This is a genomic window from Streptomyces sp. 7R007, assembly GCF_054850255.1.
This window is the reverse complement of sequence record NZ_JBTWMV010000015.1, coordinates 192,225-217,696: the sequence shown is the minus strand read 5'-3', so window position 1 is coordinate 217,696 and position 25,472 is coordinate 192,225. Positions and strand designations below refer to the sequence as shown.

Annotated in this window: 23 protein-coding genes; 11 read left to right on the top strand and 12 right to left on the bottom strand. The window is 70.2% G+C overall.

What is annotated here, in order from left to right; translation table 11 throughout:
- Positions 1–75 precede the first annotated feature (75 nt).
- Together ACYF6T_RS21750 and ACYF6T_RS21745 are read right to left on the bottom strand one after the other, a co-directional pair.
- Positions 76–528 (bottom strand): GNAT family N-acetyltransferase, encoded by a 453-nt coding sequence (locus ACYF6T_RS21750; protein WP_461698453.1) that lies wholly within the window; start codon positions 526–528, stop codon positions 76–78.
- Between the two features lie 44 nt (positions 529–572).
- Positions 573–1,439, bottom strand: coding sequence for a GNAT family N-acetyltransferase (locus ACYF6T_RS21745; protein WP_461698452.1), 867 nt, complete (start codon positions 1,437–1,439; stop codon positions 573–575).
- 194 nt (positions 1,440–1,633) lie between these two features.
- On the opposite strand from ACYF6T_RS21745, the gene ACYF6T_RS21740 reads away from it, so the two are divergent.
- Positions 1,634–2,263: an HAD family hydrolase gene (locus tag ACYF6T_RS21740; RefSeq protein ID WP_461698451.1), complete on the top strand. Its 630-nt coding sequence runs from the start codon at positions 1,634–1,636 to the stop codon at positions 2,261–2,263.
- Positions 2,264–2,286: 23 nt separating this feature from the next.
- On the opposite strand, the gene ACYF6T_RS21735 is transcribed toward ACYF6T_RS21740, so the two are convergent.
- The 5 genes from ACYF6T_RS21735 to ACYF6T_RS21715 all read right to left on the bottom strand — a co-directional run bounded on the left by ACYF6T_RS21735 (position 2,287) and on the right by ACYF6T_RS21715 (position 6,055).
- The gene (locus ACYF6T_RS21735; protein WP_461698450.1) at positions 2,287–2,769 is read right to left on the bottom strand and encodes an NUDIX hydrolase; all 483 of its coding nucleotides are present in this window, start codon (positions 2,767–2,769) and stop codon (positions 2,287–2,289) included.
- Between the two features lie 88 nt (positions 2,770–2,857).
- Positions 2,858–3,763, bottom strand: a complete 906-nt coding sequence (locus ACYF6T_RS21730; protein ID WP_461698449.1) for a LysR family transcriptional regulator — start codon at positions 3,761–3,763, stop codon at positions 2,858–2,860.
- A gap of 276 nt (positions 3,764–4,039) precedes the next feature.
- Positions 4,040–5,182 (bottom strand): cystathionine gamma-lyase, encoded by a 1,143-nt coding sequence (locus tag ACYF6T_RS21725; RefSeq protein ID WP_461698448.1) that lies wholly within the window; start codon positions 5,180–5,182, stop codon positions 4,040–4,042.
- The gene (locus ACYF6T_RS21720) at positions 5,179–5,670 is read right to left on the bottom strand and encodes a low molecular weight protein-tyrosine-phosphatase (RefSeq protein WP_461698465.1); all 492 of its coding nucleotides are present in this window, start codon (positions 5,668–5,670) and stop codon (positions 5,179–5,181) included. Before ACYF6T_RS21720 ends, ACYF6T_RS21725 begins: the two co-directional genes overlap by 4 nt.
- Positions 5,671–5,677: 7 nt before the next feature.
- Positions 5,678–6,055 (bottom strand): phage holin family protein, encoded by a 378-nt coding sequence (locus ACYF6T_RS21715; RefSeq protein WP_461698447.1) that lies wholly within the window; start codon positions 6,053–6,055, stop codon positions 5,678–5,680.
- A 59-nt stretch (positions 6,056–6,114) separates the two neighbouring features.
- Between ACYF6T_RS21715 and ACYF6T_RS21710 the strand changes: the two genes are divergently transcribed.
- The 4 genes from ACYF6T_RS21710 (at position 6,115) to ACYF6T_RS21695 (ending at position 8,613) form a co-directional block, all read left to right on the top strand.
- Entirely contained in the window at positions 6,115–6,432 is a 318-nt protein-coding gene (locus ACYF6T_RS21710; RefSeq protein WP_461698446.1) for a cupin domain-containing protein, read from the top strand.
- Positions 6,433–6,586: 154 nt separating this feature from the next.
- Positions 6,587–6,799 (top strand): DUF5326 family protein, encoded by a 213-nt coding sequence (locus tag ACYF6T_RS21705; RefSeq protein ID WP_461698445.1) that lies wholly within the window; start codon positions 6,587–6,589, stop codon positions 6,797–6,799.
- Positions 6,800–7,181: 382 nt separating this feature from the next.
- Entirely contained in the window at positions 7,182–8,075 is an 894-nt protein-coding gene (locus tag ACYF6T_RS21700; protein WP_461698444.1) for an IclR family transcriptional regulator, read from the top strand.
- A 100-nt stretch (positions 8,076–8,175) separates the two neighbouring features.
- Positions 8,176–8,613, top strand: coding sequence for an SsgA family sporulation/cell division regulator (locus ACYF6T_RS21695; protein ID WP_461698443.1), 438 nt, complete (start codon positions 8,176–8,178; stop codon positions 8,611–8,613).
- Positions 8,614–8,695: 82 nt separating this feature from the next.
- Here the strand turns inward: ACYF6T_RS21695 and ACYF6T_RS21690 are convergent, their stop codons facing one another.
- Positions 8,696–10,180, bottom strand: a complete 1,485-nt coding sequence (locus ACYF6T_RS21690) for a YibE/F family protein (protein WP_461698442.1) — start codon at positions 10,178–10,180, stop codon at positions 8,696–8,698.
- Positions 10,181–10,443: 263 nt separating this feature from the next.
- Between ACYF6T_RS21690 and thiC the strand changes: the two genes are divergently transcribed.
- Positions 10,444–12,222 carry a phosphomethylpyrimidine synthase ThiC gene (thiC, locus tag ACYF6T_RS21685; protein WP_461698441.1) on the top strand — a complete coding sequence of 593 codons (1,779 nt, stop codon included), beginning with the start codon at positions 10,444–10,446 and terminating at the stop codon, positions 12,220–12,222.
- Positions 12,223–12,348: 126 nt separating this feature from the next.
- Here the strand turns inward: thiC and ACYF6T_RS21680 are convergent, their stop codons facing one another.
- Positions 12,349–13,287 carry an NADP-dependent oxidoreductase gene (locus ACYF6T_RS21680; RefSeq protein WP_461698440.1) on the bottom strand — a complete coding sequence of 313 codons (939 nt, stop codon included), beginning with the start codon at positions 13,285–13,287 and terminating at the stop codon, positions 12,349–12,351.
- A 104-nt stretch (positions 13,288–13,391) separates the two neighbouring features.
- On the opposite strand from ACYF6T_RS21680, the gene ACYF6T_RS21675 reads away from it, so the two are divergent.
- On the top strand, positions 13,392–13,787 hold the full coding sequence (locus tag ACYF6T_RS21675; RefSeq protein WP_461698439.1) for a winged helix-turn-helix transcriptional regulator: 396 nt from the start codon (positions 13,392–13,394) through the stop codon (positions 13,785–13,787).
- A gap of 300 nt (positions 13,788–14,087) precedes the next feature.
- Here ACYF6T_RS21675 and ACYF6T_RS21670 read toward each other — a convergent pair whose 3' ends face one another.
- The 3 genes from ACYF6T_RS21670 to ACYF6T_RS21660 all read right to left on the bottom strand — a co-directional run bounded on the left by ACYF6T_RS21670 (position 14,088) and on the right by ACYF6T_RS21660 (position 17,554).
- A complete protein-coding gene (locus ACYF6T_RS21670; RefSeq protein WP_461698438.1) occupies positions 14,088–14,963 on the bottom strand; it encodes a hypothetical protein in 876 nt (291 codons plus the stop codon).
- A gap of 193 nt (positions 14,964–15,156) precedes the next feature.
- Positions 15,157–16,239, bottom strand: coding sequence for a metallophosphoesterase (locus ACYF6T_RS21665; RefSeq protein ID WP_461698437.1), 1,083 nt, complete (start codon positions 16,237–16,239; stop codon positions 15,157–15,159).
- Positions 16,240–16,441: 202 nt separating this feature from the next.
- Positions 16,442–17,554 (bottom strand): LacI family DNA-binding transcriptional regulator, encoded by a 1,113-nt coding sequence (locus tag ACYF6T_RS21660; protein WP_461698436.1) that lies wholly within the window; start codon positions 17,552–17,554, stop codon positions 16,442–16,444.
- 418 nt (positions 17,555–17,972) lie between these two features.
- Here ACYF6T_RS21660 and hisC point away from each other — a divergent pair, with 418 nt between their 5' ends.
- The 4 genes from hisC (at position 17,973) to cydD (ending at position 25,424) form a co-directional block, all read left to right on the top strand.
- A complete protein-coding gene (gene hisC, locus ACYF6T_RS21655) occupies positions 17,973–19,052 on the top strand; it encodes a histidinol-phosphate transaminase (protein WP_461698435.1) in 1,080 nt (359 codons plus the stop codon).
- Between the two features lie 272 nt (positions 19,053–19,324).
- On the top strand, positions 19,325–20,833 hold the full coding sequence (locus ACYF6T_RS21650; RefSeq protein WP_461698434.1) for a cytochrome ubiquinol oxidase subunit I: 1,509 nt from the start codon (positions 19,325–19,327) through the stop codon (positions 20,831–20,833).
- A 20-nt stretch (positions 20,834–20,853) separates the two neighbouring features.
- Complete coding sequence (gene cydB / locus ACYF6T_RS21645; protein WP_461698433.1) at positions 20,854–21,873, top strand: cytochrome d ubiquinol oxidase subunit II; 1,020 nt, start codon at positions 20,854–20,856, stop codon at positions 21,871–21,873.
- 59 nt (positions 21,874–21,932) lie between these two features.
- Complete coding sequence (gene cydD, locus ACYF6T_RS21640) at positions 21,933–25,424, top strand: thiol reductant ABC exporter subunit CydD (protein WP_461698432.1); 3,492 nt, start codon at positions 21,933–21,935, stop codon at positions 25,422–25,424.
- Positions 25,425–25,472 lie beyond the last annotated feature (48 nt).

Genomic DNA, 25,472 nt, shown 5'->3' with positions numbered 1-25,472 from the left:
CCGCCGAGAGCCGGTTGCGCAGCTCGACCGCGGTGAACAGGACGCCTCTCCCGTGGTGGTCCCTTCGGCCCTGTCTCACAGCGGGAGCTTGAATCCCACGTGTGAGGCCTCGAAGCCCAGTCGCTCGTAGAAGCGGTGAGCGTCGGTGCGGCTGTTGTCCGAGGTCAGCTGGACCAACTGGCAGTTCTGGCGCCGAGATTCGCCGATCGCCCATTCGATGAGCTGTGTGCCCAGTCCGCTGCCACGTTCGTCGGCGTGAACGCGTACGCCCTCGATGATCGAGCGGGTCGCCCCGCGGCGGGACAGTCCGGGAATGATCGTGAGCTGGAGCGTGCCCACGACCCGGCTCTGGCGGACGGCGACGACCAGGTGCTGGTTCGGGTCGGCCGAGAGACGTTCCAGGGCCGCCAGGTAGGGGTCCAGGTCGTCCGGTGACTCACGCCGGGCGCCCAGCGGGTCGTCGGCGAGCATCGCGACGATCGCGGGAACGTCGCCGGGTGTCGCGGGGCGTATCTCAAGATCTCCCATGACCCGCACCTTACGCACAGGACGAGTGAGGCGCCGGGTCGGCGTCAGGTCGCGGCCACTGTCACGGGAGCGAACCGCCTGGTCCAGTCACCGGGAAGCTCAGAGATGCCGTACGCCATCACCGCGTTGAGGGCGACCGATGCGAGGCCCCGTTCCTTCGCCCACGCCAGTAGTTCTTCGTGCCGTACGTCGATGTCGGTGCGCAGCGGACGGTCCGTGTGGGCGGCGAGCGATGTGACGAGTGCCTTGGCCGTCTCCGTGTCCCGAGCGATCAGCGGGCCGACGACATGGGTGTCCATGTTGGGCCAGGCGGCCGCGTAGCCGATGAGCCGGCCGTTCTCTTCCGCGACCCGCAGCCGGTCGGCGAAGGCAGGCAGCCGCGTGACGATATGGGTGCGGTCGACGCCCAGGACCTCCTCGTCGAGGCGGATGAGCGCGGGCAGGTCCTCGGCGGTGGCCGGACGGGTGGGGACCTTGGGGACCGAACCGTCGGGTGTGAAGCGACCAAGCAGCATCTCGGCCCGGCCGGTGAGCTTGAAGCCGAGTTCCTCGTAGAGAGGGCGTCCGTTGGGGGTTGCGTGCAGGGTCAGCGGGGTGGTGCCCATCTCCGCGACGACATGGCGCATCAGGCGGCGTCCGACGCCTCGGCGGGCGTGCCGCTCGGCGACCAGCACCATGCCGAGGGCGGCCAGTTCGGGCCGGTCCTGCGGCCCGTACTCGGTGACGACGCAGGCGCTGACGAGGCCGCCGGCCGGGTCGTCGATGCCGTATCCCTTGCCGGAGGTGAGGAGGAAGCCCCACTTGTGTTCCTCTCGCGCCCACCCCCGGTCCTGAGACAGGTCGGCGCAGGCGGTGAGGTCGCGGAGTGTCAGTCGGCGGATGGGCAGGGAGGCGAGGGCAGGAGTCGGCACGCAGGTCAGGCTGTCGGACCGGCGGCCTTGGCGTCCACCACTTTCCGCGGTGACGCACGAGCTTTTGGCCATGTCGTGGGGAAGAGCACAGCCTGAGGACAGGACGGGCCTGTTTCACGTGAAACATCTGCGGACGGCGACCGACCGGGGAGCTCTGCGCGGGGCCTTTTCCTCATCCCGCTAGCCTCTGGCGCATGCCCAGACTTCACCTCTTCGACCTCGACGGCACACTGCTGCACGGCACCACGGCGCCCGTGGAGATCTCCCGCCAAATCGGCCGGGAAGCCGAGACGGTGGCGCTGGATCGGGCGATCTCGGCGGGGCTGATCGACCCACCGGAGTACGCGACGAGGGTCTACACCCTCTGGGCGGAGCTCACCGAGGCCCATGTGACGGCGGCTTTCGAAGAGGCTCCCTGGCTGGAGCGGATCCGCGAGGTGTGGGCGGAGATCCGCCGGGCGGGGGACTTCTGCGCGGTCGTCTCGCTCTCACCGTCGTTCTTCGTCGAGCGCCTGGCGGACTGGGGCGCACACGCGGCGTACGGTTCGCGGTTCCCGGCCGTGCCGTTCAGCGAGCCGGTGGACCCGGCCGGGGTGCTGAGCGCGGCGGCCAAGGTGGAGATCGCCGACCGGCTGTGCGGGGAGTTCGGCGTGGCACGGACCGACTGTGTCGCCTATGGCGATTCGCTCTCCGACAAGGACTTGTTCGGTGCGGTCCCGGTCTCCGTGGCGGTCAACGCGGACCGTCATCTTGCCGGGCTCGCCACCCACTCGTATCTGGGCCGGGACCTGTGGGAAGCCTACGCGTTGGTGCGTGACGTCTGATCCTCTCCGCCGACCACTGAGAGTCAGCCCAGATCCGGAGCGTGCATGGCGCGTACGCCCTCGATGTTGCCGTCGAGGTAGTGCCGCAGCGACAGCGGTACGAGGTGGACGGAGGCGATCCCGACCCGGGTGAACGGCACGCGGACGATCTCGTACTCGCCGATGGGCTCGTCCACTTCCGGTCCGTGTCGCAGGGACGGGTCCATCGACTCCAGGCGGCAGACGAAGAAGTGCTGCACTTTCACGCCGGTCGCGCCGCCGTCCTCGCCGATGTGCTCGACGGTGTCGACGAAGCACGGGACCACGTCGGTGATCTTGGCGCCGAGTTCCTCGTACACCTCGCGGTGCAGGGCGTCGACGACGGTGGTGTCACCGGGTTCGACCCCGCCACCGGGAGTGACCCAGTAGGGATCGACACCGGGCTTGGTGCGCTTGATCAGGATCAAGTCGTCGCCGTCCAGGAGAACGGCACGGGCGGTGCGCTTGACCACGGGTCGGACGGTCATGGGGGGAATGTGGCCCGGATGGTTCCACGTGAAACATCGCATGACGTCATCGCCCGAGCTCACCCCGTGACGGCCGTAAAAGCCCTGCTCAGCACCAGTCCGTCGCAGCTCGCAGCAGCCATTCGTGGGCCCGTGCGATAGGGGGCATCGCCAGCGTGCCCGTCCGGACCACGAGGAAATACGTCCGCAGCGGCGGGACCGCCGGCTCGTGCAGGGCGACGACGTCCCCCCGGTCCAGGGCGGCCGCGCACAGATAGCGGGGCAGCACGGCGAGCCCCGCGCCCGCGATGGCGCAGGCAAGAACGGCACGTAAGTCGGGGACGATGACCGTGCCCGGGGCGGCCGGGCGGGAGTCGAAGACCGAGGCCCAGTAACGGGAGACGAAGGGCAGCGACTCGTGCACCTCGATGACGGGCACCTTCTCCAGTGCCGGTGCCCCCTTGCGATGCAGCTTGCCGAGGCCCGTCTGTTCGGCCCGGTGGGGGGCGGCGACCAGGACGTGCTCCTCGTCGCACAGCGCAGTCGCCGTGAGCAGGGCGCCGCGCGGCCTGGCCGTACTGATGGCCAGATCGTGATGCCCCGCGGCCAGCCCCTCCAGGGTCTCCTCGGCGTTCCCGAAGGAGGCACGCAAGGCGAATGCCTGACCGTCGTCGCCCGTCAGCTCGGTGAGGGCGGGCAGCGCCCGTTCGGCGGTGAACTCGGGGGGCCCGGCCAGATGGAGGGTCCGTAGCGAGGACTCGTCGTCGAGGCCGCTCTCGGCGATCTCGACGAGGGCGTCGAGGTGGGGAGCCGCCTTGTGCGCGAGTTCGTCGCCGATGGTCGTCGGGGTCACTCCACGGGCCTGGCGCAGGAAGAGAGGGCGGCCCAGTTGCCGTTCCAGGGTCCGGATCTGCGAGGTCACGGCAGGCTGGGACAGGCCGAGCAGGGCGGCGGCGCGGGTGAAGGAGCCGGCCCGGTGCACGGTCACGAAGGTCCGTAGCAAGGCCAGATCCATGGCACGCCCTCCCCTTTCCCTGCCCATGTCCCCGGCCGGCGAGGCGCCCTCGCCCCCGGCCGTCAGGGCACCTTTGCCCTGACCCCGGCAGAGCCCCCAACTATAAATAAGTCGATAGGTCTCTGTCGCTACTGTGATTGGACACTGACGCAGAGTCAACTAGCCTGGTTCGCGCGGTTCTTCGCGCGCGGAACCGAGGACGGTCCGAGCCACGAGGGGGGAGGCTCGGACCGTCCGTTGTGCGTACAGGACCCCTGCGGAGTGTTCGTAATCCGCTCACTCCGCCGACTCCCGCAGCGCGCGCAGCACATCGGCCACCAGGTCTTCCGCATCCTCGGCACCGACCGAGAGCCTGATGAAGCCCTCCGGCACCGCGTCCCCGCCCCAGCGCCCGCGCCGCTCGGCCGTCGACCGCACCCCGCCGAAGCTCGTGGCGTCGTCGACCAGCCGCAGCGCGTCGAGAAAACGGTCGGCACGCGCGCGCGTGGGCAGCGTGAAGGAGACCACGCACCCGTAGCGACGCATCTGCTGCGAGGCGACCTTGTGCGCCGGGTCGTCGGGCAGCCCCGGGTAGCGCAGCCCGGTCACCTCCGGCTGTCCGCGCAGGGCCTCGGCGACCGTCAGGGCGGTGGCGCACTGCCGGTCGACGCGCATCTGGAGGGTCGCGATCGAACGATGGGCGAGCCAGGCCTCCATCGGCCCCGGAATCGCGCCGACGATCTTTCGCCAGCGGCGTACGGCGGCCATGGCCTCCGCGTCGCGGCCGACGACGTAGCCGAGCAGCACGTCCCCGTGCCCGGTGAGCTGCTTGGTGCCACTGGCCACGGCGAAGTCGGCACCGAGCTCCAGCGGGCGCTGCCCGAGCGGCGTCGCGAGCGTGTTGTCGACGGCGACCAGCGCCCCACGCGCGTGTGCCGCCTCCGCGAGGCGCCGGACGTCGCACACGTCGAGCCCGGGGTTCGAGGGCGTCTCGATCAGCAGCAGCTTCGCGCCGTCGAGGGCGTCGAGCTGGGCGTCGCCGGCCGTCGGCGCCGTACGCACCCGGATGCCGTACGCCTCCAACTGCGCGCGCACCAGGGGCAGCGCCTGGTAGCCGTCGCTGGGCAGCACCACGGCGTCCCCGGCGCGCAGCTGGGAGAACAGCACCGAGGAGATGGCGGCCATCCCGGAGGCGAACGCGAGCGTCTGCACGCCGTCCTGCCCGGGAGCCTCCAGCTCGCCGATGGCGCGCTCCAGCAGGGTCCAGGTGGGGTTCTCGTCGCGGCCGTAGGTGTACGGACCCGTCGGTTCACCCGGCAGGTGGTAGTGGGCGGCGAAGACCGGACCGGGCAGGGTCGGCTCGTACTTGACCGGCTCGGGCAGTCCGGCCCGCACCGCGCGCGTGCCGTCGCCCGCGGCTCCCGTGGCGGAATCACTCATGCCGCCTGTCCTTCCACATGTTCACGCACGTCGGCGAGCAGGCCCTCGCTCGCCGCTTCCACCATCCCGAGGCACTCCTCGAAGCCGTCCATGCCGCCGTAGTACGGGTCGGGCACGTCCAGGTCGTCCCCGGCGGCCGGGTCGTACGAGCGCAGCAGCCGTACCTTCGCCGCGTCCTCCGGTGCGGGCGCGAGGCGGCGCAGGGCCCTGAGGTGGCCGGAGTCGAGGGCGATCACGAGGTCGAGCCGGGCGAACCACGACGGCTGGAACTGGCGGGCGGTGTGGTCGCACACGTAACCGCTCTCTTCCAGCACCGAGACGGTGCGCGGGTCGGCGCCGTCCCCCTCGTGCCAGCCGCCGGTGCCGGCGCTGTCGACCTCGACCAGCCCGTCGAGCCCGGCCTCCGCTATACGCGCGCGGAAGACGGACTCGGCCATCGGGGAACGGCAGATGTTGCCGGTGCACACGAAGCAGACGCGATACCTCACCACCCGCTCAGTCCTCGTCGGGCAGGACGACGTGCAGCGCCCAGGAGACGATCGAGATGATCAGGCCGCCGAGTACCGCGGTCCAGAAACCCTCGACGTGGAAGCTCAGGTCGAGCTTTCCGGCCAGCCACGAGGTCAGCATCAGCATCAGCGCGTTGACGACCAGGGTGAACAGACCGAGCGTGAGGATGAGCAGCGGCAGGCTGAGCAGCTTCACGACCGGCTTGACCAGGAAGTTCACGAAACCGAAGATCAACGCGACGATGATCAGGGTGCCGGCCTTCTTGCCCGTGCTGTCACCGGTCAGGGTGATCTTGTCGAGCAGCCATACGGCGACCGCCAGGGCACCCGCGTTGGCGATCGTCTTGACTACGAAATTCTTCATGTGTCTGATCGTGGCAGACCAGATCGACGATGAGCAGCGGGACGAGGGCGGCAAGAACGATGAAGGCTTTCCGGCTGGACGAACTGGAGGCGGAGCGCGCCGCCAACGACGGCGCCTACCTGCAGTTTCTGCGCGAGCGGAACATGTCGGTCGGGCTGTACGCGCTCGACGCCGGCGAGCATGACCCCCAGAAGCCGCACCACCAGGACGAGGTCTACTTCGTCGTCAGCGGCCGGGCCTCGATCACCGTCGGTCTGGAGACCACGCAGGTGGCGCGCGGCAGCGTGGTGTACGTGCCGGCCGGAGTCGCCCACAAGTTCCACCACATCAGCGAGGATCTGCGGGTTCTCGTGGTCTTCTCTCCACCGGAGAGCTGAGGCGCCGTCTCGGGGTTCCCTAGGGGATCAGTCAGGGGAGGACAAGGGATGCGAGGCCCCCGCCGGGGGCCTGGTGCGGCCTAGCATCGATGGCAGGACATCGAATGGGCCCACTGCGCGACAGCAGCGGGGCGGAGAGGTAAGGACGAGGGCGATGCGAGAGATCTTCGCGGGACTGCCGTGGTGGGTGAAGTGGGTCGCGGTGCCGGTCATCGCCCTGGTCGTGTTCGGCGGGCTGATAGCCAGCGTCGTCGGCTTCGTCGTCTACCTGCTGTTCAAGGTGCTGCTCTTCGTGGCGCTGGTCGGCGGACTGGTCTACGTGGTCCGGAAGTTCATGTCGAGCTCCTCCTCACGCAGCGACTGGTGAGGCCGCGGGAGGCCACCGACCGGTAACGGAAATCACCTGTTCCCTCGCGCGAGGGAAGTTTCCGGGACAGGCCGTCCGTCGGCGGTGACGGGCGGTTAGAGTCCGGAGTTCGACGCGGGGACCGCCCCGCGAGCGGCGTACACCCCCACCCGTGTTCCCCCGCACGGGCTGCCCCCTCGCGCTTCGGGAGTGACCCTTGGCCACGGTAGACACCGCACCCACAGACCCCCACGCACCTCCCGCTCCGGTATCACCGGCCCAGCGGCCCCGCGGCATCAGACCACCGGAACAACCCGGCCCCGACACGCAGGACCGCCCACCGCCCACCGCCAGGACATCCCGGCCGCCTTCTCCGGCATCCCCGGGTTCTCCCGCCGCCAGGATGTCGCGGCCGCCTTCACCGAATCCCCCGGCGTCCCCCGACGCCCCGGCTGCCCCCGCCGCCCCGGCCTCAAGGGCGCCGTCGAAACCGCCCGCCCCGGCCTCCCGGGCGCCCGCGCCCCCGACCGCCCCTGACACACAGCCGCAGTCGGCGACCCTCATCGGGTCCGTCCAGCGGGCGATGCGCCTGCTGGAGTGCGTCGCCGACCACGCGAGCGGAGCCCCGGCCAAGCAACTCGCCCGCGAGACCGGCCTGGCGTTGCCCACGGCCTACCACCTCCTGCGCACCCTCGTGCACGAGGGCTATCTGCACCGCGACAAGGGCCTGTTCTTCCTCGGTGACGCGGCCGAGCGGCTGAGCAGCAGCGGAGCACAGCAGAAACGTCGCAGCACGGTGGTCGAGGCGCTGGCCGGCTGGCGGGACGCGATCGGCGTGCCCGTCTACTACGCCGTCTACCGGGACGGCGAGATCGAGGTCCTGTGCGTCTCCGACACCCCGGGCACCCCGGCGGTGGAGGAGTGGGCCGACTTCCGTGAGACCGGGCACGCGCACGCGATCGGCCAGTGTCTGCTGTCCCAGCTGGACGAGGACGCCCGCCGCGACCACCTCGACCGCTATCCCGTGCAGTCCATCACGCCGTACACCGTACGCGACACCCACACACTCCTGCGTCGGCTCGAACGGACCCGTCGCATGGAGGCGGTGACAGAGCGTCAGGAATACGCCCTGGGCACGGTCTGTGCGGCGATCCCGATCACTCTGGGGACCACGGCCGCGACGATGGCCCTCTCCCTGCCCTGCCACCAGGCCGATCGGCTCTTGTCGGCCACACGGCAGCTGCAGAGCGAGATCGGACGGCTGCTGGGCTCGCTCGCGCTCTCTATCAGTATCTGAAAACTCACTCCTTGTGATCTGTTGTGTACGTTCAGCAAGATTCCATGAGGATCAGGGGGGTACATTCCCGGCCAACGGGCACCACAAGACGGGGTAGGCGATGCGCGAGACCGTACAGGCAGAGGTCATGATGAGCTTCCTCGTGTCCGAGGAGCTGTCCTTCCGTATCCCGGTGGAACTGCGGTACGAGACAGACGATCCCTATGCCGTGCGGCTGACCTTCCATCTGCCGGGCGATGCGCCGGTGACCTGGGCGTTCGGCCGTGAACTGCTGATCGACGGAGTGGGTCGGCCGTGCGGCGAGGGCGATGTGCGCATCGCGCCGGCCGACCCCGACTCGCTGAGCGACGTCCTGATCCGGCTGCAGGTCGGCGGCGACCAGGCCCTGTTCCGCTCGTCCACGGCTCCGCTCATCGCCTTCCTCGACCGCACCGACAAACTGGTGCCGCTGGGGCAGGAGGGAGCGCTGGCCGACTTCGACGCCCATCTCGACGAGGCGTTGGACCGGATCCTGGCGGAGGAGCAGAGCGCGGGCTGAGGGCGACGGTCGGCGTGAGTGGGGCCGAACGCTTCAGGAGCGGCCGAGGCTGTGCAGGAACGCTTCTCCCGTCCCCCTTCCCTCACCGCTTACGGCGTCGCCCCCGGCCCGTCCGTGTCGGCGCCGGCGCGGACGCCGTCGCCGCTTCCGGTGCGGGTCGGTCCGCCGCCACCACCAGGGCCGCCAGCGCCGTGGTGACCGGCACGGAGGCGACCAGGCCGATCGAGCCCACGAGGGTGCGTACGATCTCCTCCGCGACCAACTCGCTGTTGGCGACCGTCCCCACGCTGCTCTGCGCGATGGAGAAGAGCAGCAGCAGGGGCAGCGCGGCGCCCGCGTAGGCGAGGACGAGGGTGTTCACGACGGACGCGATGTGGTCACGGCCGATCCGGATGCCGGCGCGGTACAGCCCGCGCCAGCCCATCGACGGGTTGGCCTCGTGCAGTTCCCAGACCGCCGACGTCTGGGTGACCGTCACGTCGTCGAGGACGCCGAGGGAGCCGATGATGACGCCGGCCAGCAGCAGGCCGCTCATGTCGATCGACGGATACAGGCCGTGGATCAGGCCGGTGTTGTCGTCCGTGTTGCCGGTCAGCGCGGCCCAGCCGATGAACACCGAGCCCAGGATGCCGATCAGCACCAGCGAGAGCAGCGTGCCGAGCACGGCCACGGACGTGCGGGCCGACAGGCCGTGGCACATGTAGAGGGCGATCAGCATGATGGCGCTGGATCCGACCACCGCCACGACCAGCGGATTCGAGCCCTGCAGGATGGCGGGCAGGATGAAGAAGTTGAGGATCAGGAAGCTGATGGCGAGGGCGATCAGCGCCATGACGCCGCGCATCCGGCCCACCACCACGACGGCGAGCGCGAAGATGCCGGCGAGCAGTGCCATCGGGAACCGGCGGTTGACGTCGGTGACCGAGTACTGCAGGTCCTTGGGCGCCGAGGGTTCGTAGGCGGCCACCACCTTCTGTCCCTCGTGCAGTTGCCGCGACTGGTCCGGCTGCACGATCTCGGTGAAGGTGCGGCCCTTGTCCTTGCCGGTGTCGACGCGGACGGTCGCCTTCTTGCAGGTGTCGCTCGACTCCTGCTGTGTGGAAGAACTGTCGGTGGTCGATGTGCCGCCGCTCCCACCGGAGGCGTTCACCGACTTGCAGCTGACGCTGACGACCTTGGTGACCGTCGCCTGCTGGGTCTGCCGGTCGAAGCCGACGCCGCTGCGCTTGTGCCCCGGGGCGCCGCCGGGCCAGAGCACCACGAGCCCGACCAGCACGGCCGCGGTGAACGGGATGAGGATGGCCGCGATGACCTTGCGCAGGTGCTTGGAGACCGGGGCGGCAGGGCCGTGGCTGTGCGAATGCCCGTGCCCTCCGCCGGATCCGGAACCGGAACCGTGACCGTGCCCGTGATCGTCGCCACCGCCACCGCCACCGCCACCGCCACCGTTGCCGCTGCCGTGGCCGTCTCCATGACCGTGGCTGTGGCCGTCTCCGTAGCCGGGCACGCCGTCCCGTCTGCGCGGCGGTTCCGGTGGCGGATACGGGTACTGCGGTGTCGTGGTCACCGCCCGATCATCGCAAGAACGGCAGGGGCCCACTGTTCACCGCGCCACATATGACGCTAGCGTGGAGGCACCTTTGCACACGCGGGAGCTCGGAGCACCGGGCTGAGAGGGCGCTGACCTCCGTCCCAGCCATGTTTCACGTGGAACATCACCGGAGTCGAAAGACACCGAGTGATGTTCCGCACGAGACGTGGGCAGACGGAAACCGCTGCGTCGACCGCCGAACCTGTTACCGGGTAATGCCGGCGTAGGGAGTAGGTCTCATGACCAACAAGGACGCACGCACGCCTGCCTCCGACCAGCTCGACGGGGAGGCCGGGAAGTCCATCGGCTGGCACAAGGCGTACGTCGGGGGTTCACGCCCCGATCTGCGGGTGCCGGTCCGTCAGGTGCACCTCACCAACGGGCAGTCGGTCACGCTGTACGACACATCGGGCCCGTACACCGATCCACTCGTCGAAACCGATGTCCGCAGGGGTCTGCCGCCGCTGCGGGAGAGCTGGATCATCGCCCGCGGCGACACCGAGGAGTACGCGGGTCGTCCCGTCCGTCCCGAGGACGACGGCATCAAGCACACCTCGCCGCGAGGTGGCCTGCGCAACCTCGACGCCGTCTTCCCGGGGCGGCCGCGCCAGCCGCGCCGGAGCCGGGACGGCAGCGCGGTGACGCAACTGGCGTATGCCCGCCGGGGTGAGATCACTCCGGAGATGGAGTACGTGGCCATCCGGGAGAACGTCTCCCCCGAGGTGGTCCGCGAGGAGATCGCGGCGGGCCGGGCGGTCCTGCCCGCCAACGTCAACCATCCGGAGATCGAGCCGATGATCATCGGCAAACGGTTCCTGGTGAAGGTCAACGCCAACATCGGCAACTCCGCGGTGACGTCCTCCATCGAGGAGGAGGTCGAGAAGATGACCTGGGCGACCCGCTGGGGCGCCGACACGGTCATGGACCTGTCCACCGGCCGCAACATCCACACGACCCGCGAGTGGGTGCTGCGCAACTCCCCCGTGCCGATCGGCACGGTGCCGCTCTACCAGGCGCTGGAGAAGGTGGACGGCAGGGCCGAGGAGCTGACCTGGGAGATCTACAAGGACACGGTCATCGAACAGGCCGAGCAGGGCGTGGACTACATGACCGTCCACGCGGGGGTCCGCCTCCCGTACGTCCCGTTGACGGCGAACCGCAAGACGGGCATCGTCTCGCGCGGCGGCTCGATCATGGCGGCCTGGTGCCTCGCACACCACAAGGAATCGTTCCTGTACGAGAACTTCGAGGAACTCTGCGAGATCCTCGCCGCCTACGACGTGACGTACTCGCTGGGCGACGGTCTGCGCCCCGGTTCCATCGCCGACGCCAACGACGAGGCGCAGTTCGCGGAGTTGAGGACGCTCGGGGAACTCAACCGGATCGCGAAGCGTTTCAACGTACAGACCATGATCGAGGGCCCGGGACACGTCCCGATGCACAAGATCAAGGAGAACATCGACCTTCAGCAGGAGATCTGCGATGAAGCTCCGTTCTATACGCTCGGCCCGCTGACGACGGACGTCGCACCGGCGTACGACCACATCACCTCCGGCATCGGTGCCGCGATGATCGCCTGGTGGGGCACGGCCATGCTCTGCTACGTCACGCCCAAGGAACACCTGGGCCTGCCCAACCGTGACGACGTCAAGACCGGCGTCATCACCTACAAGATCGCCGCCCACGCAGCCGACCTCGCCAAGGGGCACCCCGGTGCGCAGGAATGGGACGACGCGCTGTCCGACGCCCGCTTCGAGTTCCGGTGGGAGGACCAGTTCAACCTCGCCCTGGACCCGGACACGGCACGCGAGTTCCACGACGAGACCCTGCCGGCGGAGCCGGCCAAGACGGCCCACTTCTGCTCTATGTGCGGGCCGAAATTCTGTTCGATGAAGATCTCCCAGGACATCCGCCGGGAGCACGGTGGGTCCCGGGAGGAGATCGAGGAGGGGATGGCGCAGAAGTCGAAGGAGTTCGCCGCGAGCGGGAACCGGGTGTATCTGCCGATCGCGGACTAGCGGTTCCGCGGGGTCTGGCGGACGAGGACTCAACCGTCGGTCGGCGGGCGGAACGGCTCGCGGCTCGTGGCTCGGCGCGAGTTGCGGGCCGTACTGCCCGGCCCGGGACGCGGCCGGCCGGCAGAGTCAGGGGACGAGGACGAGCTTTCCCGTCGTGCGCTTCGTCTCGATCGTGCGGTGGGCCTCCGCGGCCTCGGACAGTGGGTAGGTGCCCTGGACCAGGACCCGCAGGCGGCCCGCCTCGATGCGTTCGGTGATCTGCCGCAGCAGCGCGCCGGAGGGCTCCGCTGTGACCCAGGTGTAGCGCAGGCCGCGGGCGGTGGCCGTCGCCTCGTCCGTGCCGGGGTCGATCGAGGCCCCGATGAGCAGGCCGCCGGGGCGGAGGACGTCCAGGGAACGCGGGCCGTAGGCGCCGCCGACCAGGTCCAGGACGACGTCCACCCCGGCGACGGCGGTCCGGAAGTCGGTGGTGGTGTAGTCGATCAGCTCGTCGGCGCCGAGTTCGCGCAGGAGGGGGTGGTTGGCCGCCCGAGCCGTGGCCGTGACATGGGCCCCCGACTCCTTGGCCAGTTGCACCGCCACGTGACCCACACCGCCCGCGGCGGCGTGGATCAGCACCCGGTCGCCGGGCTGGACGTCTGCCAGCACGACCAGTGCCTGCCAGGCGGTGACCGCGACCAGGGGCACAGCCCCCGCGTGCGCCAGGTCGAGGTTCTTCGGGGCGAGGGCCAGCGCGTCGGCCGGCGCGGTGGTGAACTCGGCGTAGGCGCCGCGCCGGCTGACGGCCAGCATGCCGTACACCTCGTCCCCCGGCACGAACCTCGTCACGCCCTCGCCGACCCGCTCGACGACCCCGGACACGTCGTTGCCGGGCGTCCACGGCAGGGTGACCAACTCCGGTACCCGGCCTGCGCGGAGCACCGTGTCGCCCGGGTTGACGCCGGCGCCGGCGACCCGCAGCAGCACCTCCCCGGGGCCCGGTTCCGGTACGTCGGTCTCGCGGTACGCGAGCACCTCGGGACCGCCGAACGCGGACTGGATGATGGCGTGCATACGGCCGGACATCAGGAATCCCCGTCCTCGGCGGTGAGTTGCGGTGCGTGCGCTCCATGGTCGGGCCGGAGGAACGCCCCACGGAAGAAGGCACTTGTCTGATATCGAGGTACCTCATGGATACCGGCTTCGACCTGAGGAAATTCGGTGGCGTGGACGTCTTCCTGCGCGACTGCCCCACCCGTTCCGTGCTGGAACTGCTCGCCGGCAAGTGGACCATGCTGGTGCTGGTGGCGCTTGAGGACGGCCGGACCATGCGGTTCGCCGAGCTGCGGCGGCGGTTGGACGGTGTGACACCGAAGGTGCTGACGCAGACGCTGCGGGCGCTGGAGCGCGACGGTCTGCTGACCCGTACCGTCCATCCCACCGTGCCGCCCCGCGTGGAGTACCGGCTGACCGAGCTGGGCCGGCAGGTGGGCGGGCTGATGCAGAGCATCACCGACTGGTCGCAGGCGAACATCGCGGCGATCCAGGCAGCGAGAAAGGACTTCGACGAACGGACGTCCCCATGACCCCCGCTTCACGGCTCGCGCCCGGTGACCTTCGCTTGACGGTTCGCGTCCGGTGACCTTCGCTTGGCGGTTCGCGCCCGGTGATCCCCGTTTCACGGCCCGCGCCCCGTGATCCCGTTTCACGGCCCGTGCCGGTGGCTCTCCGCTCCGGAGCTCGCGCCTGGTGACCACCTATCTGCGCATCTCGGCCCGGCTCCCGGCGACCCCTCGCTTCGATGCTCGCCCCCGTGACCCCGCCACCATCCACAGCCCGCGCCCGTCACCGCCCCGTTCTCGGGGCGGTCGGCGCGGGGGCGGGGGTTACTCCGGCTGGTGTTCCGGGCCTCCGAAGTCCGGGCTGGTGTAGTCGGGGCTGGTGAAGCTCGGCCGTGGTCCGGCGGACGGGCCCGCCTCCGGGCTGCTGAAGCCCGGACGGTCGTAACCGAGGTTCGGCATGCGGCTCGTCGGCGTCGAAGGCGTCGGCTGGTGCAGTGCCGCCGCGGCCGACGGGTCGGCGAGGGCCTCCCGCAGAAACGGCAGGATGCCGCGCTCCAGAAGCGCCTCGCGCCAGGCCTCCCTGGCCCGCTCCACCTCCTCGCCGAGTTCGCCGTACGGACCGGTGTCCAGCGTGGGCCGGTTGTGCAGGGCGGTCAGCAGCAGCCCGACGGCGGCGACGAGGATCGCGGCCGCGGTCACGGCGCCGAACACCCAGCCCGCGGTGAGCATGGTCTGGGCGAACGCCGGCTCGGGGTCGAACATCTTGAGGATGTAGCCGACGAGCAGGAAGATCGCCGCGGCCGTTCCGGCGAGGACGGGCGCCAGGACCGCGAGGACGGCGACCGCGCCGGCGCCGGCGGTGGCCTCGCCGAGGGTGGTGGCGAGCCCCATCGCCTCCACGACCTGCTCCGCCGAGCCGGACTCGTGGTCGGAGGAGGACGTGGACGAGGGGGTGGACGGCGCCGGCCGGCGCAGTTCCTCGCGCACCTTCACGTAGTGCTGGTACTCGGTCGCCGCGGCCACCGTGATGAGCGCGGTGGCGTTCAGCGCCATGGTGCGCAGCTGTTCGGCGTTGAGCCGCTGTCCGACAGCGGCCAGTTCCGGGCGGTGTGGGGCGGAGCGCAGCGCCTCATCGAGGACCCGCTCGTACTCCTGGCGGTCCTCGCTCAGCAGGTGCTGCGGAACGCTGTTCATGTGCATCCCCCGATGCTCCGTAGGGCTTGGGGCTCGCATGCCAACGAGCCGTCGGGCAGAAACGGAGGGGAGCCTGCTACGGATAAACCGATGGTAGAGCGGCGACGGCACGAGGTGACAGGGGGTTTCCGGAAATTGGGCCCTGGCCTGCGCCGTTCCGCCCCCTTCCGCCGCGGGGGTACACCTGCCCCGCGAACGTTCAGATATCCAGCGGCAGTTGCTGGACCAGCAGCTTTCCGGCCATGGTCACGCCGCCGTCCATCGCGATGGCCAGTCCGTCGGCGTAGACGTGCGGTCCCTCGACCACGGGGCCGGCGTCGTCCTCGCCGTCCTCGGAGCCGACCTCGCCCAGGAGGTAGGGGATGGGGCTGTGGCCGTGAACGATGCGCGTGCCGCCGTACGTATCCAGCAGGGAGCGCACGTGGTCGGCGCCGCCCTCGTCGCGGAAGGAGAAGCGCTTGGTGAACTTGCGGAACAGCTCCCAGCACTCGTCCGCGTCGTTGCGCGTGAGCGTCTCGCGGACGGTGTCGTTGACCGCCTCGATCGAGTCACCGTAGTCGAGGTAGGCGGTGGTGTCGGAGTGGACGAGCAGGTAGCCGTCGACCTCCTCGACCGCGTCCAGGCGGGCCATCCACTGCAGATGGTGGTCCTGGAGGCGGTCCATGTCGGTCTTCTGGCCGCCGTTGAGCAGCCAGGCGGCCTGGAAGGTGGCGGTGCCCGCGCCGGAGTTGACGGGGGTGTCGCCGAACCGCTTCGCGCCGAGCAGCAGCAGCTCGTGGTTGCCCATCAGGGCCTTGCAGTAGCCGCCGGCCGCCGCGGCCTCCGCGGACAGCCGCATCACCAGGTCGATGACGCCGATGCCGTCGGGGCCGCGGTCGGTGAAGTCGCCGAGGAACCACAGGCGGGCGGTGCCGGCGCACCAGCGGCCCGCGTCGTCGATGAGGCCCTTCTCGCGCAGGGCGGCCTGCAGTTCGTCGAGGTAGCCGTGCACGTCGCCGACGACGAACAGCGGACCCGGGCCCTCCCCCTGCTGCGGCACCGGCAGTGGCTCGGCCGCCGGCTGGGGCACCTCGCCGCGGCTGATGACGGGCAGGTCGCGCTCGGTCGGCGTGTACCCCTCCGGGTAGCCCTCGGGATACGCCTCCTCGTGCGCCGGTACGACGTCGCCGGGGTGCGTGCTGTGGTCGTACGGACCGGTCTCGTGGACGTACGCAGGCACCCGGAAGTCGCGCAACGTCGCCGTCCGCTCCGTCTCGGGTCCCTGACCGGCCCCCTGAGTCATCAGACCCCTCCACCATCGCGCCGCATCTGCACCGCTTCGGACTGCCTGGTCGCAGCGGCCCGCGGTGTCGTGGGCCCATCATAGGAATGCGGATCGCGCCATGTGATGACCCAGGGGTGGTGAATCGGAGCAAGACTCCAGTTCACCGCGGCATTCGCCCCGATTGGGCAGGGCTTAGGCCGCCTGCTGACGGCCCGTGTTCCTACCCTTCCTCGGGTGATCGCGGCGGGCTGACCGTCGTGCGCTGCGGGCGTCGCTGGGACGAGGTGCGCACGATCAGCTCGGTCGGTATCACCTGCTCGACCGGTTGGTCGGATTCGACCCCCTCGATCGCGTCGATGAGCAGCTGCACCACCGCCGTGCCGATCCGGCGCGGCTTCAGGGAGAGCGTGGTGATGGGCGGTTCGGTGTTGGCGTACACGGTGGACTCGCTGCAGCAGACCAGAAGCAGGTCGTCCGGTACGCGCAGGCCGTAACGACGGGCGGCGGCGAGCAGGTCGGTGCCGTTGGGGTCGAACAGGCCGTAGACGGCGTCCGGGCGGTCCGGGCGGGCGAGCAGCCGGTCGGCGGCCACGGCGCCCGCGCACGGGTCGTGCGCCGGGTAGGCCTCGTACACCGGGTCCTGGCCGACGCGCTCGCACCAGCGCAGGTACGCCGTGGTGGACAGGCGGGTGTAGGTGTCCGTGGTGGTCCCCGTCAGCAGGCCGATCCGGCGGGCGCCGGCGTCGGCCAGATGGTCGAGGATGCCGAGTACGGCGGCCTCGTGGTCGTTGTCGACCCACGCGGTGACCGGCAGCGCGCCGGCCGGGCGGCCGTCGGAGACGACCGGTAAACCCTGCCGGACCAACTCGCTGACCACCGGGTCCTGGTCGGAGGGGTCGATGACGACCGTGCCGTCCAGGGCGACGTTCGACCACACGTCGTGGCGCGAGGTCGCCGGGAGGATCACGAGGGCGTAGCCGCGGGCGAGCGCGGCGGAGGTGGCGGCGCGCGCCATCTCGGCGAAGTACGCGAACTCGGTGAAGGTGAAAGGTTCATCCCCGTACGTCGTCACGGTCAGGCCGATCAGGCCTGACTTGCCGGTACGGAGGGTTCGAGCGGCGGCCGACGGGCGGTAGCCGAGCCGGTCGGCGACCTCGCGGACATGGCGGCGGGTGGCGTCCGGGAGCCTGCCCTTGCCGTTCAGGGCGTCGGAGACGGTCGTGATGGAGACTCCGGCGGCGGCGGCCACGTCTCTGATGCCCGCCCGGCCCGGCCGACTGCCTCGACGTGAGGTTTCCGCGCGGCTCACCTGGTGCTTCCCTGCTGCTGTCATGGCGAGCCGATAGTAGGGCTCATGCGGTGGGGTAGGGCGGGCGCATATGCACGCGTTGACAGGCACGTTTCTGCATGGTCATTTGCGGCCAACTGCCTTAGAAAGAAAGACAGTTGAACGATCCAATGGCACTACGTGACTTGTCGGCACGCATGAGCCTGCCAACTTCCCGATGTTTCGAAGAGGTCTCAACTCACCTGCACGGGTGATGCGCGCCAGGGCGTGAGCCACCGGCGCACAGATATATCTGGCCGCGCCCCTCGATTCGTGCGTCTTCGTGTCGTGTTGCCCGTGATGCGCATGGGGCTGGTGAGGTCGGACCGGGCCGGGATCAGGTCGGTGCTCGCCGGTGCGCAGCGGCGCCCAATCCTCATAAGGTGAGCAGTATTGGAAGCCGGTGGTCATGAGGAGGACTGCGGTGAGCGAGACGAGCCCCAAGCTGCGCGCCGAGTTGGAGGGGATCCCCACCTACAAGCCGGGCAAGCCCGCCGCGGCCGGCGGCCCGGTGGCCTACAAGCTGTCCTCCAACGAGAACCCCTACCCTCCGCTGCCCGGCGTGCTGGAGACCGTGACCGCGGCCGTCTCGTCCTTCAACCGCTACCCGGACATGGCCTGTACGGGTCTGATGAACGAGCTGTCGGAGCGCTTCGGCGTCCCGCTCTCCCATCTGGCCACCGGCACCGGCTCGGTCGGTGTGGCCCAGCAGCTGATCCAGGCGACCTCGGGCCCGGGCGACGAGGTCGTCTACGCGTGGCGGTCCTTCGAGGCGTACCCGATCATCACGCAGATCAGCGGCGCGCGGTCGGTGCAGGTGCCGCTGACGCCCGGTGACGTGCACGACCTGGACGCGATGGCCGACGCGCTCACCGACCGCACCCGTCTCGTCTTCGTCTGCAACCCCAACAACCCGACGGGCACGGTCGTGCGCCGGGCCGAGCTGGAGCGGTTCCTCGACCGGGTGCCGAGCGATGTGCTGGTGGTGCTGGACGAGGCCTACCGCGAGTTCATCCGCGACCCCGAGGTCCCGGACGGCGTGGAGCTGTACCGGCAGCGGCCCAACGTCTGCGTCCTGCGGACCTTCTCCAAGGCCTACGGCCTCGCGGGACTGCGCGTCGGTTTCGCGATCGCCCACGAGCCGGTGGCGGCGGCGCTGCGCAAGACGGCGGTGCCGTTCGGGGTCAGCCAGCTCGCGCAGGAGGCGGCCATCGCCTCGCTGCGGGCCGAGGACGAGCTCCTCGGCCGAGTGGGCTCGCTGGTGTGTGAGCGCACCCGCGTGGTCGACGGGCTGCGCGCCCAGGGCTGGACGGTGCCCGAGTCGCAGGCCAACTTCGTGTGGCTCCGGCTGGGGGAGCGCACGGTTGCCTTCGCGGAGGCGTGTGAGCAGCACGGCGTGGTCATCCGGCCGTTCCCGGGGGAGGGCGTGCGCGTGACGGTCGGGGAGACCGAGGCCAACGACATCTTCCTGAAAGTGGCGGAGGCGTTCCGCAAGGAGCTGTGACAGCAGCCGCATCCAAGACCCATCCCAGGTCGAAGGGCGCTCGTTTTCACGTGAAACCGAGCGCCCTTCGTGCTAGAGGCCGACTGGTCCCCTCCGGGTGTGACCTATCGGACTCTCCTAGGGACCCCCCGCCCATCCAGTCTCGAACGAGCATGCGTCATAATTGCTTGTGAATGTGAACGCGTTCACAAGCGTGTCCCGGTTGCTCCAGTGATGTGCAGGACATAAGGGGCAAACTGCCCGCTACCACGGCGACGTAAGGAGACTGCGACGTGGAATTGGCTCTGGCGCCGGAGACACTGGCGCGCTGGCAGTTCGGCATCACCACCGTCTACCACTTCCTGTTCGTCCCGCTGACGATCTCGCTGGCCGCCCTGACGGCCGGCCTGCAGACCGCGTGGGTGCGTACGGAGAACGAGAAGTACCTCAGGGCGACCAAGTTCTGGGGGAAGCTCTTCCTGATCAACATCGCGATGGGTGTGGTCACCGGCATCGTGCAGGAGTTCCAATTCGGCATGAACTGGTCCGACTACTCGCGCTTCGTCGGTGACATCTTCGGCGCCCCGCTCGCCTTCGAGGCCCTGATCGCCTTCTTCTTCGAGTCCACCTTCATCGGTCTGTGGATCTTCGGCTGGGACAAGCTGCCCAAGAAGCTCCACCTGGCCTGCATCTGGATGGTCTCCATCGGCACGATCCTGTCGGCGTACTTCATCCTCGCCGCCAACTCGTGGATGCAGCACCCCGTCGGCTACAAGATCGACAAGGCCAAGGGGCGGGCCGAACTCACCGACTTCTGGGCCGTCCTGACCCAGAACACCGCGCTCAGCCAGGTCTTCCACACCCTGTCGGCGGCCTTCCTGACCGGTGGCGCCTTCATGGTCGGCATCGCCGCCTGGCATCTGTTCCGCAAGCGGCACGTGGCCGTGATGAAGACCTCGTTGCGGCTGGGCCTGGTCACCGTGGTCATCGCCGGTCTGCTCACCGCGATCAGCGGCGACACCCTCGGCAAGGTCATGTTCAAGCAGCAGCCGATGAAGATGGCCGCCGCCGAGGCGCTGTGGGACGGCCAGGACTCCGCGCCGTTCTCGATCTTCGCCGTCGGTGACGTGGACAAGGGCCACAACGAGGTCGCCATAGAGATCCCGGGCCTGCTGTCCTTTCTCGCCAACGACGACTTCAGCTCGCACGTCCCCGGCATCAACGACGTCAACAAGGCCGAGCAGCAGAAGTACGGGCCGGGTGACTACCGCCCCGTCATCCCCGTCACCTACTGGGGCTTCCGCTGGATGATCGGCTTCGGCATGGCGTCCTTCGCCATCGGCATCGCCGGGCTGTGGCTGACCCGCAAGAAGTTCATGCTGCCGCAGCACCTGCGCGTCGGCGAGGACGAGGTGCCGCACCTGGTGCTGTTCCGGAACAAGGCCCTCAGCCCCAAGCTCGGCCGGCTGTACTGGCTGGCGGCGATCTGGACCCTGGGCTTCCCGCTGATCGCCAACTCCTGGGGCTGGATCTTCACCGAGATGGGCCGTCAGCCGTGGGCCGTCTTCGGCGTCCTGCAGACCAGCAGCGCCGTCTCCCCCGGGGTCTCCCAGGGCGAGGTCCTCACCTCGTTGATCACCTTCACCGTGCTGTACGCCATCCTCGCCGTGGTCGAGGTCAAGCTGCTCGTGAAGTACGTCAAGGCCGGCCCGCCGGAGCTCACCGAGGCCGACCTCAACCCGCCCACGAAGATCGGCGGCGACACCCGTGACGCCGACAAGCCGATGGCCTTCTCCTACTAGGCCAAGGGAGCTCAAGAGTCATGGAACTTCACGACGTCTGGTTCGTCCTGATCGCCGTCCTGTGGATCGGCTACTTCTTCCTGGAGGGCTTCGACTTCGGAGTCGGCATCCTCACCAAGCTGCTCGCCCGCAACCGGCCCGAGCGGCGGGTGCTCATCAACACCATCGGGCCCGTCTGGGACGGCAACGAGGTGTGGCTGCTGACGGCGGGCGGTGCGACCTTCGCCGCCTTCCCCGAGTGGTACGCCACGCTCTTCTCCGGCTTCTACCTGCCGCTGCTGATCATCCTGGTCTGCCTGATCGTGCGGGGTGTGGCCTTCGAATACCGGGCCAAGCGGCCGGAGGAGCACTGGCAGCGCAACTGGGAGACCGCGATCTTCTGGAGCTCGCTGATCCCCGCGTTCCTGTGGGGCGTGGCCTTCGGCAACATCGTGCACGGTGTGAAGATCGACCAGAACCACGAGTACATCGGTGGCTTCTGGGATCTGCTCAACCCCTACGCCCTGCTCGGCGGCGTGGTGACGCTGTCGCTGTTCACCTTCCACGGGGCGGTGTTCACGGCTCTGAAGACCCTCGGCGAGATCCGGGAGCGGGCACGCAAGCTGGCCCTCCAGGTCGGGCTCGTCACGGCCGCGTCGGCGCTGGTCTTCCTGCTGTGGACGCAGATCGACGGCGGGGACGGCAAGAGCCTGGTCGCCCTGGTCGTGGCCGTCGCGGCGCTGGTCGCGGCGCTGGTGGCGAACCAGGCCGGGCGTGAGGGATGGTCGTTCGCCCTGTCCGGCATCACCATCGTCGCCGCCGTGGCGATGCTCTTCCTGACGCTGTTCCCGAACGTCATGCCGTCCTCGCTCAACGAGGAGTGGAACCTCACGGTCACCAACGCCTCGTCGAGCCCGTACACCCTGAAGATCATGACCTGGTGCGCGGCCATCGCCACGCCGATCGTCCTGCTCTACCAGGGCTGGACCTACTGGGTGTTCCGCAAGCGGATCGGCACGCAGCACATCGCCGCCGAAGCCGCTGCCGGAGCCGTGCACTGAGTCCGACTTGGGGCATGTTTCACGTGAAACATGCCCCTTGAGAAGAGGGTGTGTTTCACGTGAAACCGATCGACCCGCGTCTGCTCCGATACGCCCGCGCCACCCGGCTGTTCATGATGGCGGTCGTCGGCCTGGGCGCCGTCGGGGCGGCGCTGGTCATCGCGCAGGCGATGCTCATCGCCGAGGTGGTGGTGGGCGCCTTCCAGCACGGTCTGTCGGTCGGCGGCCTGCGCACTCCCCTGCTGCTCCTGGCGGCCGTGGCGGGCGGGCGGGCGCTGGTCTCCTGGCTCACCGAGCTCTCCGCGCACCGGGCGAGCGCGGCGGTGAAGTCCGAGCTGCGGGGGCGGCTGCTGCAGCGGTCCGTCGAGTTGGGGCCGGGATGGCTCAGCGGGCAGCGGACCGGCTCGCTCGTGGCTCTCGCCACACGGGGGATCGACGCCCTCGACGACTACTTCTCGCGTTATCTCCCGCAGTTGGGGCTGGCGGTGGTCGTGCCGGTGGCGGTGCTGGCCCGGATCGTCACCGAGGACTGGGTGTCGGCGGCCATCATCGTCGGCACGCTCCCCCTGATCCCGGTCTTCATGATGCTGATCGGCTGGGCCACGCAGTCGCGGATGGACCGTCAGTGGCAGTTGCTGTCCCGGCTGTCCGGGCACTTCCTGGACGTGGTCGCCGGTCTGCCGACCCTGAAGGTGTTCGGGCGGGCGAAGGCGCAGGCGGAGTCCATCAAGCGGATCACCGGCGAGTACCGGCAGGCGACCATGCGGACCCTGCGGATCGCCTTCATCTCCTCCTTCGCGCTGGAGCTGCTGTCGACGCTGTCGGTGGCGCTGGTCGCCGTGACGATCGGCATGCGGCTCGTGCACGGCGAGATGGACCTGTACATCGGTCTCGTCATCCTCGTGCTGGCCCCCGAGGCGTATCTGCCGCTGCGCCAGGTCGGGGCGCAGTACCACGCGGCGGCGGAGGGACTGGCCGCCGCCGAGGAGATCTTCGCCGTGCTGGAGACGCCGGTGCCGGCGTCGGGGACCGGTGCGGTGCCCGCGGGCGCCGTGGCCTTCGACGGGGTGTCCGTCCGCTACCCGGGGCGGGCCGAGGACGCCGTGTCGCAGGCGTCCTTCGCCATCCAGCCCGGGGAGACGGTCGCCCTGGTGGGGCCGAGCGGGGTGGGCAAGTCGACGCTGCTGAACGTCCTGCTGGGGTTTGTCCGCCCGAGCCAGGGACGGGTGACGGTCGGGGGAGTCGATCTTGCGGACGTCGATCTCGACGCGTGGCGGTCGCGGATCGCCTGGGTGCCGCAGCGCCCGCACCTGTTCGCCGGCACGATCGCCGAGAACGTACGGCTGGCCCGTCCCGACGCCGACGACGCCGCCGTACGGCGAGCGCTGGCGGACGCCGGAGCGCTGCCGTTCGTGGACGCGCTGCCCGAGGGGACGGCCACCGTGCTCGGCGAGGACGGGGCCGGGCTCTCCGCCGGTCAGCGTCAACGTCTCGCGCTGGCCCGGGCGTTCCTCGCCGACCGGCCCGTCCTGCTCCTCGACGAGCCGACGGCCGCGCTCGACGGGGCCACGGAGGCCGAGGTCGTCGACGCGGTCCGGCGGCTGGCGGTCGGGCGGACGGTGCTGCTGGTGGTGCACCGGCCGGCGTTGCTCGCGGTGGCGGACCGGGTGGTGCGGTTGGCGCAGCGCCCGGCTCCCGCCTCCGTGGACGGCCGGGCGCCCGAGGTCCGCCCGGCCGCACCGCAGGCGTCCGCAGCCCCTGTTGCTCACGAGCAGGAAGCCGACGCACCCGCCAGGAACACCGGCCGGGTCCTCGCCCGCGTCCGCGCCATGTCCGGCCCCCGGCGCAGTCGGCTCGTCCTGGCGCTGCTGCTCGGCTCGCTCGCGCTGGGCAGTGCCGTCGGGCTGATGGCGACCTCCGGCTGGCTCATCTCGCGTGCCTCGCAGCAGCCGCCGGTGCTGTACCTGATGGTGGCGGTGACGGCGACGCGGGCCTTCGGCATCGGGCGGGCCGTCTTCCGGTACGCCGAGCGGCTCGTGTCGCACGACGCCGTGCTGCGGATGCTGGCGGACACCCGGGTCGCCGTCTACCGGCGGCTGGAGCGGCTGGCGCCCGCCGGGCTGCGCCGCACCCGCCGGGGCGATCTGCTCTCGCGGCTGGTGGCCGACGTGGACGCGTTGCAGGACTACTGGCTGCGCTGGCTGCTGCCCGCCGGGGCGGCGGCCGTCGTCTCCGCCGGGTCCGTCGCCTTCACCGCCTGGCTGCTGCCCGAGGCCGGCGCCGTCCTGGCCGCCGGACTCCTCGCCGCCGGCGTCGGCGTCCCGCTGGTCACCAGCGCCGTGTCCCGGCGTGCCGAGCGCCGGCTCGCTCCCGCCCGGGGGGCGCTGGCGACCCGTGTGACCGACCTGCTCACCGGCACCGCCGAACTCACCGTCGCCGGCGCCCTGCCCGCCCGTACCGCCCAGGCACGGCGCGCCGACTCCGCGCTCACCCGCATCGCCTCCCGCGCCGCCACCGCCACGGCGCTCGGTGACGGACTCACCGCGCTGCTGTCCGGGCTGACGGTCACCGCCGCCGCCCTCGTGGGCGCCCAGGCGGTCGCCGCGGGACGGCTGGGCGGCGTGACGATGGCCGTCGTCGTCCTCACCCCGCTGGCCGCCTTCGAAGCCGTGCTCGGGCTGCCGCTCGCCGCGCAGTACCGGCAGCGGGTGCGCAGGAGCGCGGAGCGCGTGTACGAGGTGCTGGGCGCGCCCGAGCCGGTGCGTGAGCCGCAGCGGCCGCGGCAGGCGCCCGCCACCCCCTTCCCGCTCGTCGTCAAGGGCCTGACCGCCCGGCACGCGGGCCAGGACCGGGACGCGCTCGCCGGCCTCGACCTCACCCTCGACCAGGGCCGCCGGATCGCCGTCGTCGGGCCCTCCGGCTCCGGCAAGACGACGCTGGCCCAGGTGCTGCTGCGGTTCCTCGACCCGGACGCGGGCTCCTACACGCTGGCCGGTGTGGACGCGTACGCGCTGGATGGCGACGACGTACGGCGGCTGGTGGGGCTGTGCGCCCAGGACGCGCACCTCTTCGACAGCTCCGTGCGCGAGAACCTGCTCCTGGCCCGCAGGGACGCGACGGAGGACGACCTGCGCGAGGCCCTCGGACGGGCCCGCCTGCTGGACTGGGCCGACAGCCTGCCCGACGGGCTCGACACGCTGGTCGGCGAGCACGGGGCCCGCCTGTCGGGCGGCCAGCGGCAGCGGCTCGCGCTGGCCCGCGCCCTGCTCGCCGACTTCCCCGTGCTGGTCCTCGACGAGCCCGCCGAACACCTCGACCTGCCGACGGCCGACGCGCTCACCGCCGATCTGCTGGCCGCCACCGAGGGCCGTACGACGCTGCTCATCACCCACCGGCTGGCCGGACTGGAGGCGGTCGACGAGGTGGTCGTGCTGGACGGGGGACGGGTGGTGCAGCGCGGTGCGTACGCCGAGCTGGCCGCCGTGGACGGGCCGTTGCGGGCCATGGCGGAACGGGAGGAGGAGGCGGAGCTGCTCATGGCGGCGCGCTAGCCGTCTGATCCGACTTTCCGGTGCAAATGGGACTTATTAGGCTCAGGT

What these genes read in the sequence shown, in the direction of transcription:
- ACYF6T_RS21750 (WP_461698453.1), bottom strand. Translation starts at nt 528, where the DNA reads ATGGGAGATCTTGAGATACGCCCCGCGACACCCGGCGACGTTCCCGCG.
- ACYF6T_RS21740 (WP_461698451.1), top strand. Translation starts at nt 1,634, where the DNA reads ATGCCCAGACTTCACCTCTTCGACCTCGACGGCACACTGCTGCACGGC.
- ACYF6T_RS21735 (WP_461698450.1), bottom strand. Translation starts at nt 2,769, where the DNA reads ATGACCGTCCGACCCGTGGTCAAGCGCACCGCCCGTGCCGTTCTCCTG.
- ACYF6T_RS21730 (WP_461698449.1), bottom strand. Translation starts at nt 3,763, where the DNA reads ATGGATCTGGCCTTGCTACGGACCTTCGTGACCGTGCACCGGGCCGGC.
- ACYF6T_RS21725 (WP_461698448.1), bottom strand. Translation starts at nt 5,182, where the DNA reads ATGAGTGATTCCGCCACGGGAGCCGCGGGCGACGGCACGCGCGCGGTG.
- ACYF6T_RS21715 (WP_461698447.1), bottom strand. Translation starts at nt 6,055, where the DNA reads ATGAAGAATTTCGTAGTCAAGACGATCGCCAACGCGGGTGCCCTGGCG.
- ACYF6T_RS21710 (WP_461698446.1), top strand. Translation starts at nt 6,115, where the DNA reads ATGAAGGCTTTCCGGCTGGACGAACTGGAGGCGGAGCGCGCCGCCAAC.
- ACYF6T_RS21705 (WP_461698445.1), top strand. Translation starts at nt 6,587, where the DNA reads ATGCGAGAGATCTTCGCGGGACTGCCGTGGTGGGTGAAGTGGGTCGCG.
- ACYF6T_RS21700 (WP_461698444.1), top strand. Translation starts at nt 7,182, where the DNA reads ATGTCGCGGCCGCCTTCACCGAATCCCCCGGCGTCCCCCGACGCCCCG.
- ACYF6T_RS21695 (WP_461698443.1), top strand. Translation starts at nt 8,176, where the DNA reads ATGCGCGAGACCGTACAGGCAGAGGTCATGATGAGCTTCCTCGTGTCC.
- thiC (WP_461698441.1), top strand. Translation starts at nt 10,444, where the DNA reads ATGACCAACAAGGACGCACGCACGCCTGCCTCCGACCAGCTCGACGGG.
- ACYF6T_RS21680 (WP_461698440.1), bottom strand. Translation starts at nt 13,287, where the DNA reads ATGTCCGGCCGTATGCACGCCATCATCCAGTCCGCGTTCGGCGGTCCC.
- ACYF6T_RS21675 (WP_461698439.1), top strand. Translation starts at nt 13,392, where the DNA reads ATGGATACCGGCTTCGACCTGAGGAAATTCGGTGGCGTGGACGTCTTC.
- ACYF6T_RS21670 (WP_461698438.1), bottom strand. Translation starts at nt 14,963, where the DNA reads ATGCACATGAACAGCGTTCCGCAGCACCTGCTGAGCGAGGACCGCCAG.
- ACYF6T_RS21665 (WP_461698437.1), bottom strand. Translation starts at nt 16,239, where the DNA reads ATGACTCAGGGGGCCGGTCAGGGACCCGAGACGGAGCGGACGGCGACG.
- ACYF6T_RS21660 (WP_461698436.1), bottom strand. Translation starts at nt 17,554, where the DNA reads ATGACAGCAGCAGGGAAGCACCAGGTGAGCCGCGCGGAAACCTCACGT.
- cydB (WP_461698433.1), top strand. Translation starts at nt 20,854, where the DNA reads ATGGAACTTCACGACGTCTGGTTCGTCCTGATCGCCGTCCTGTGGATC.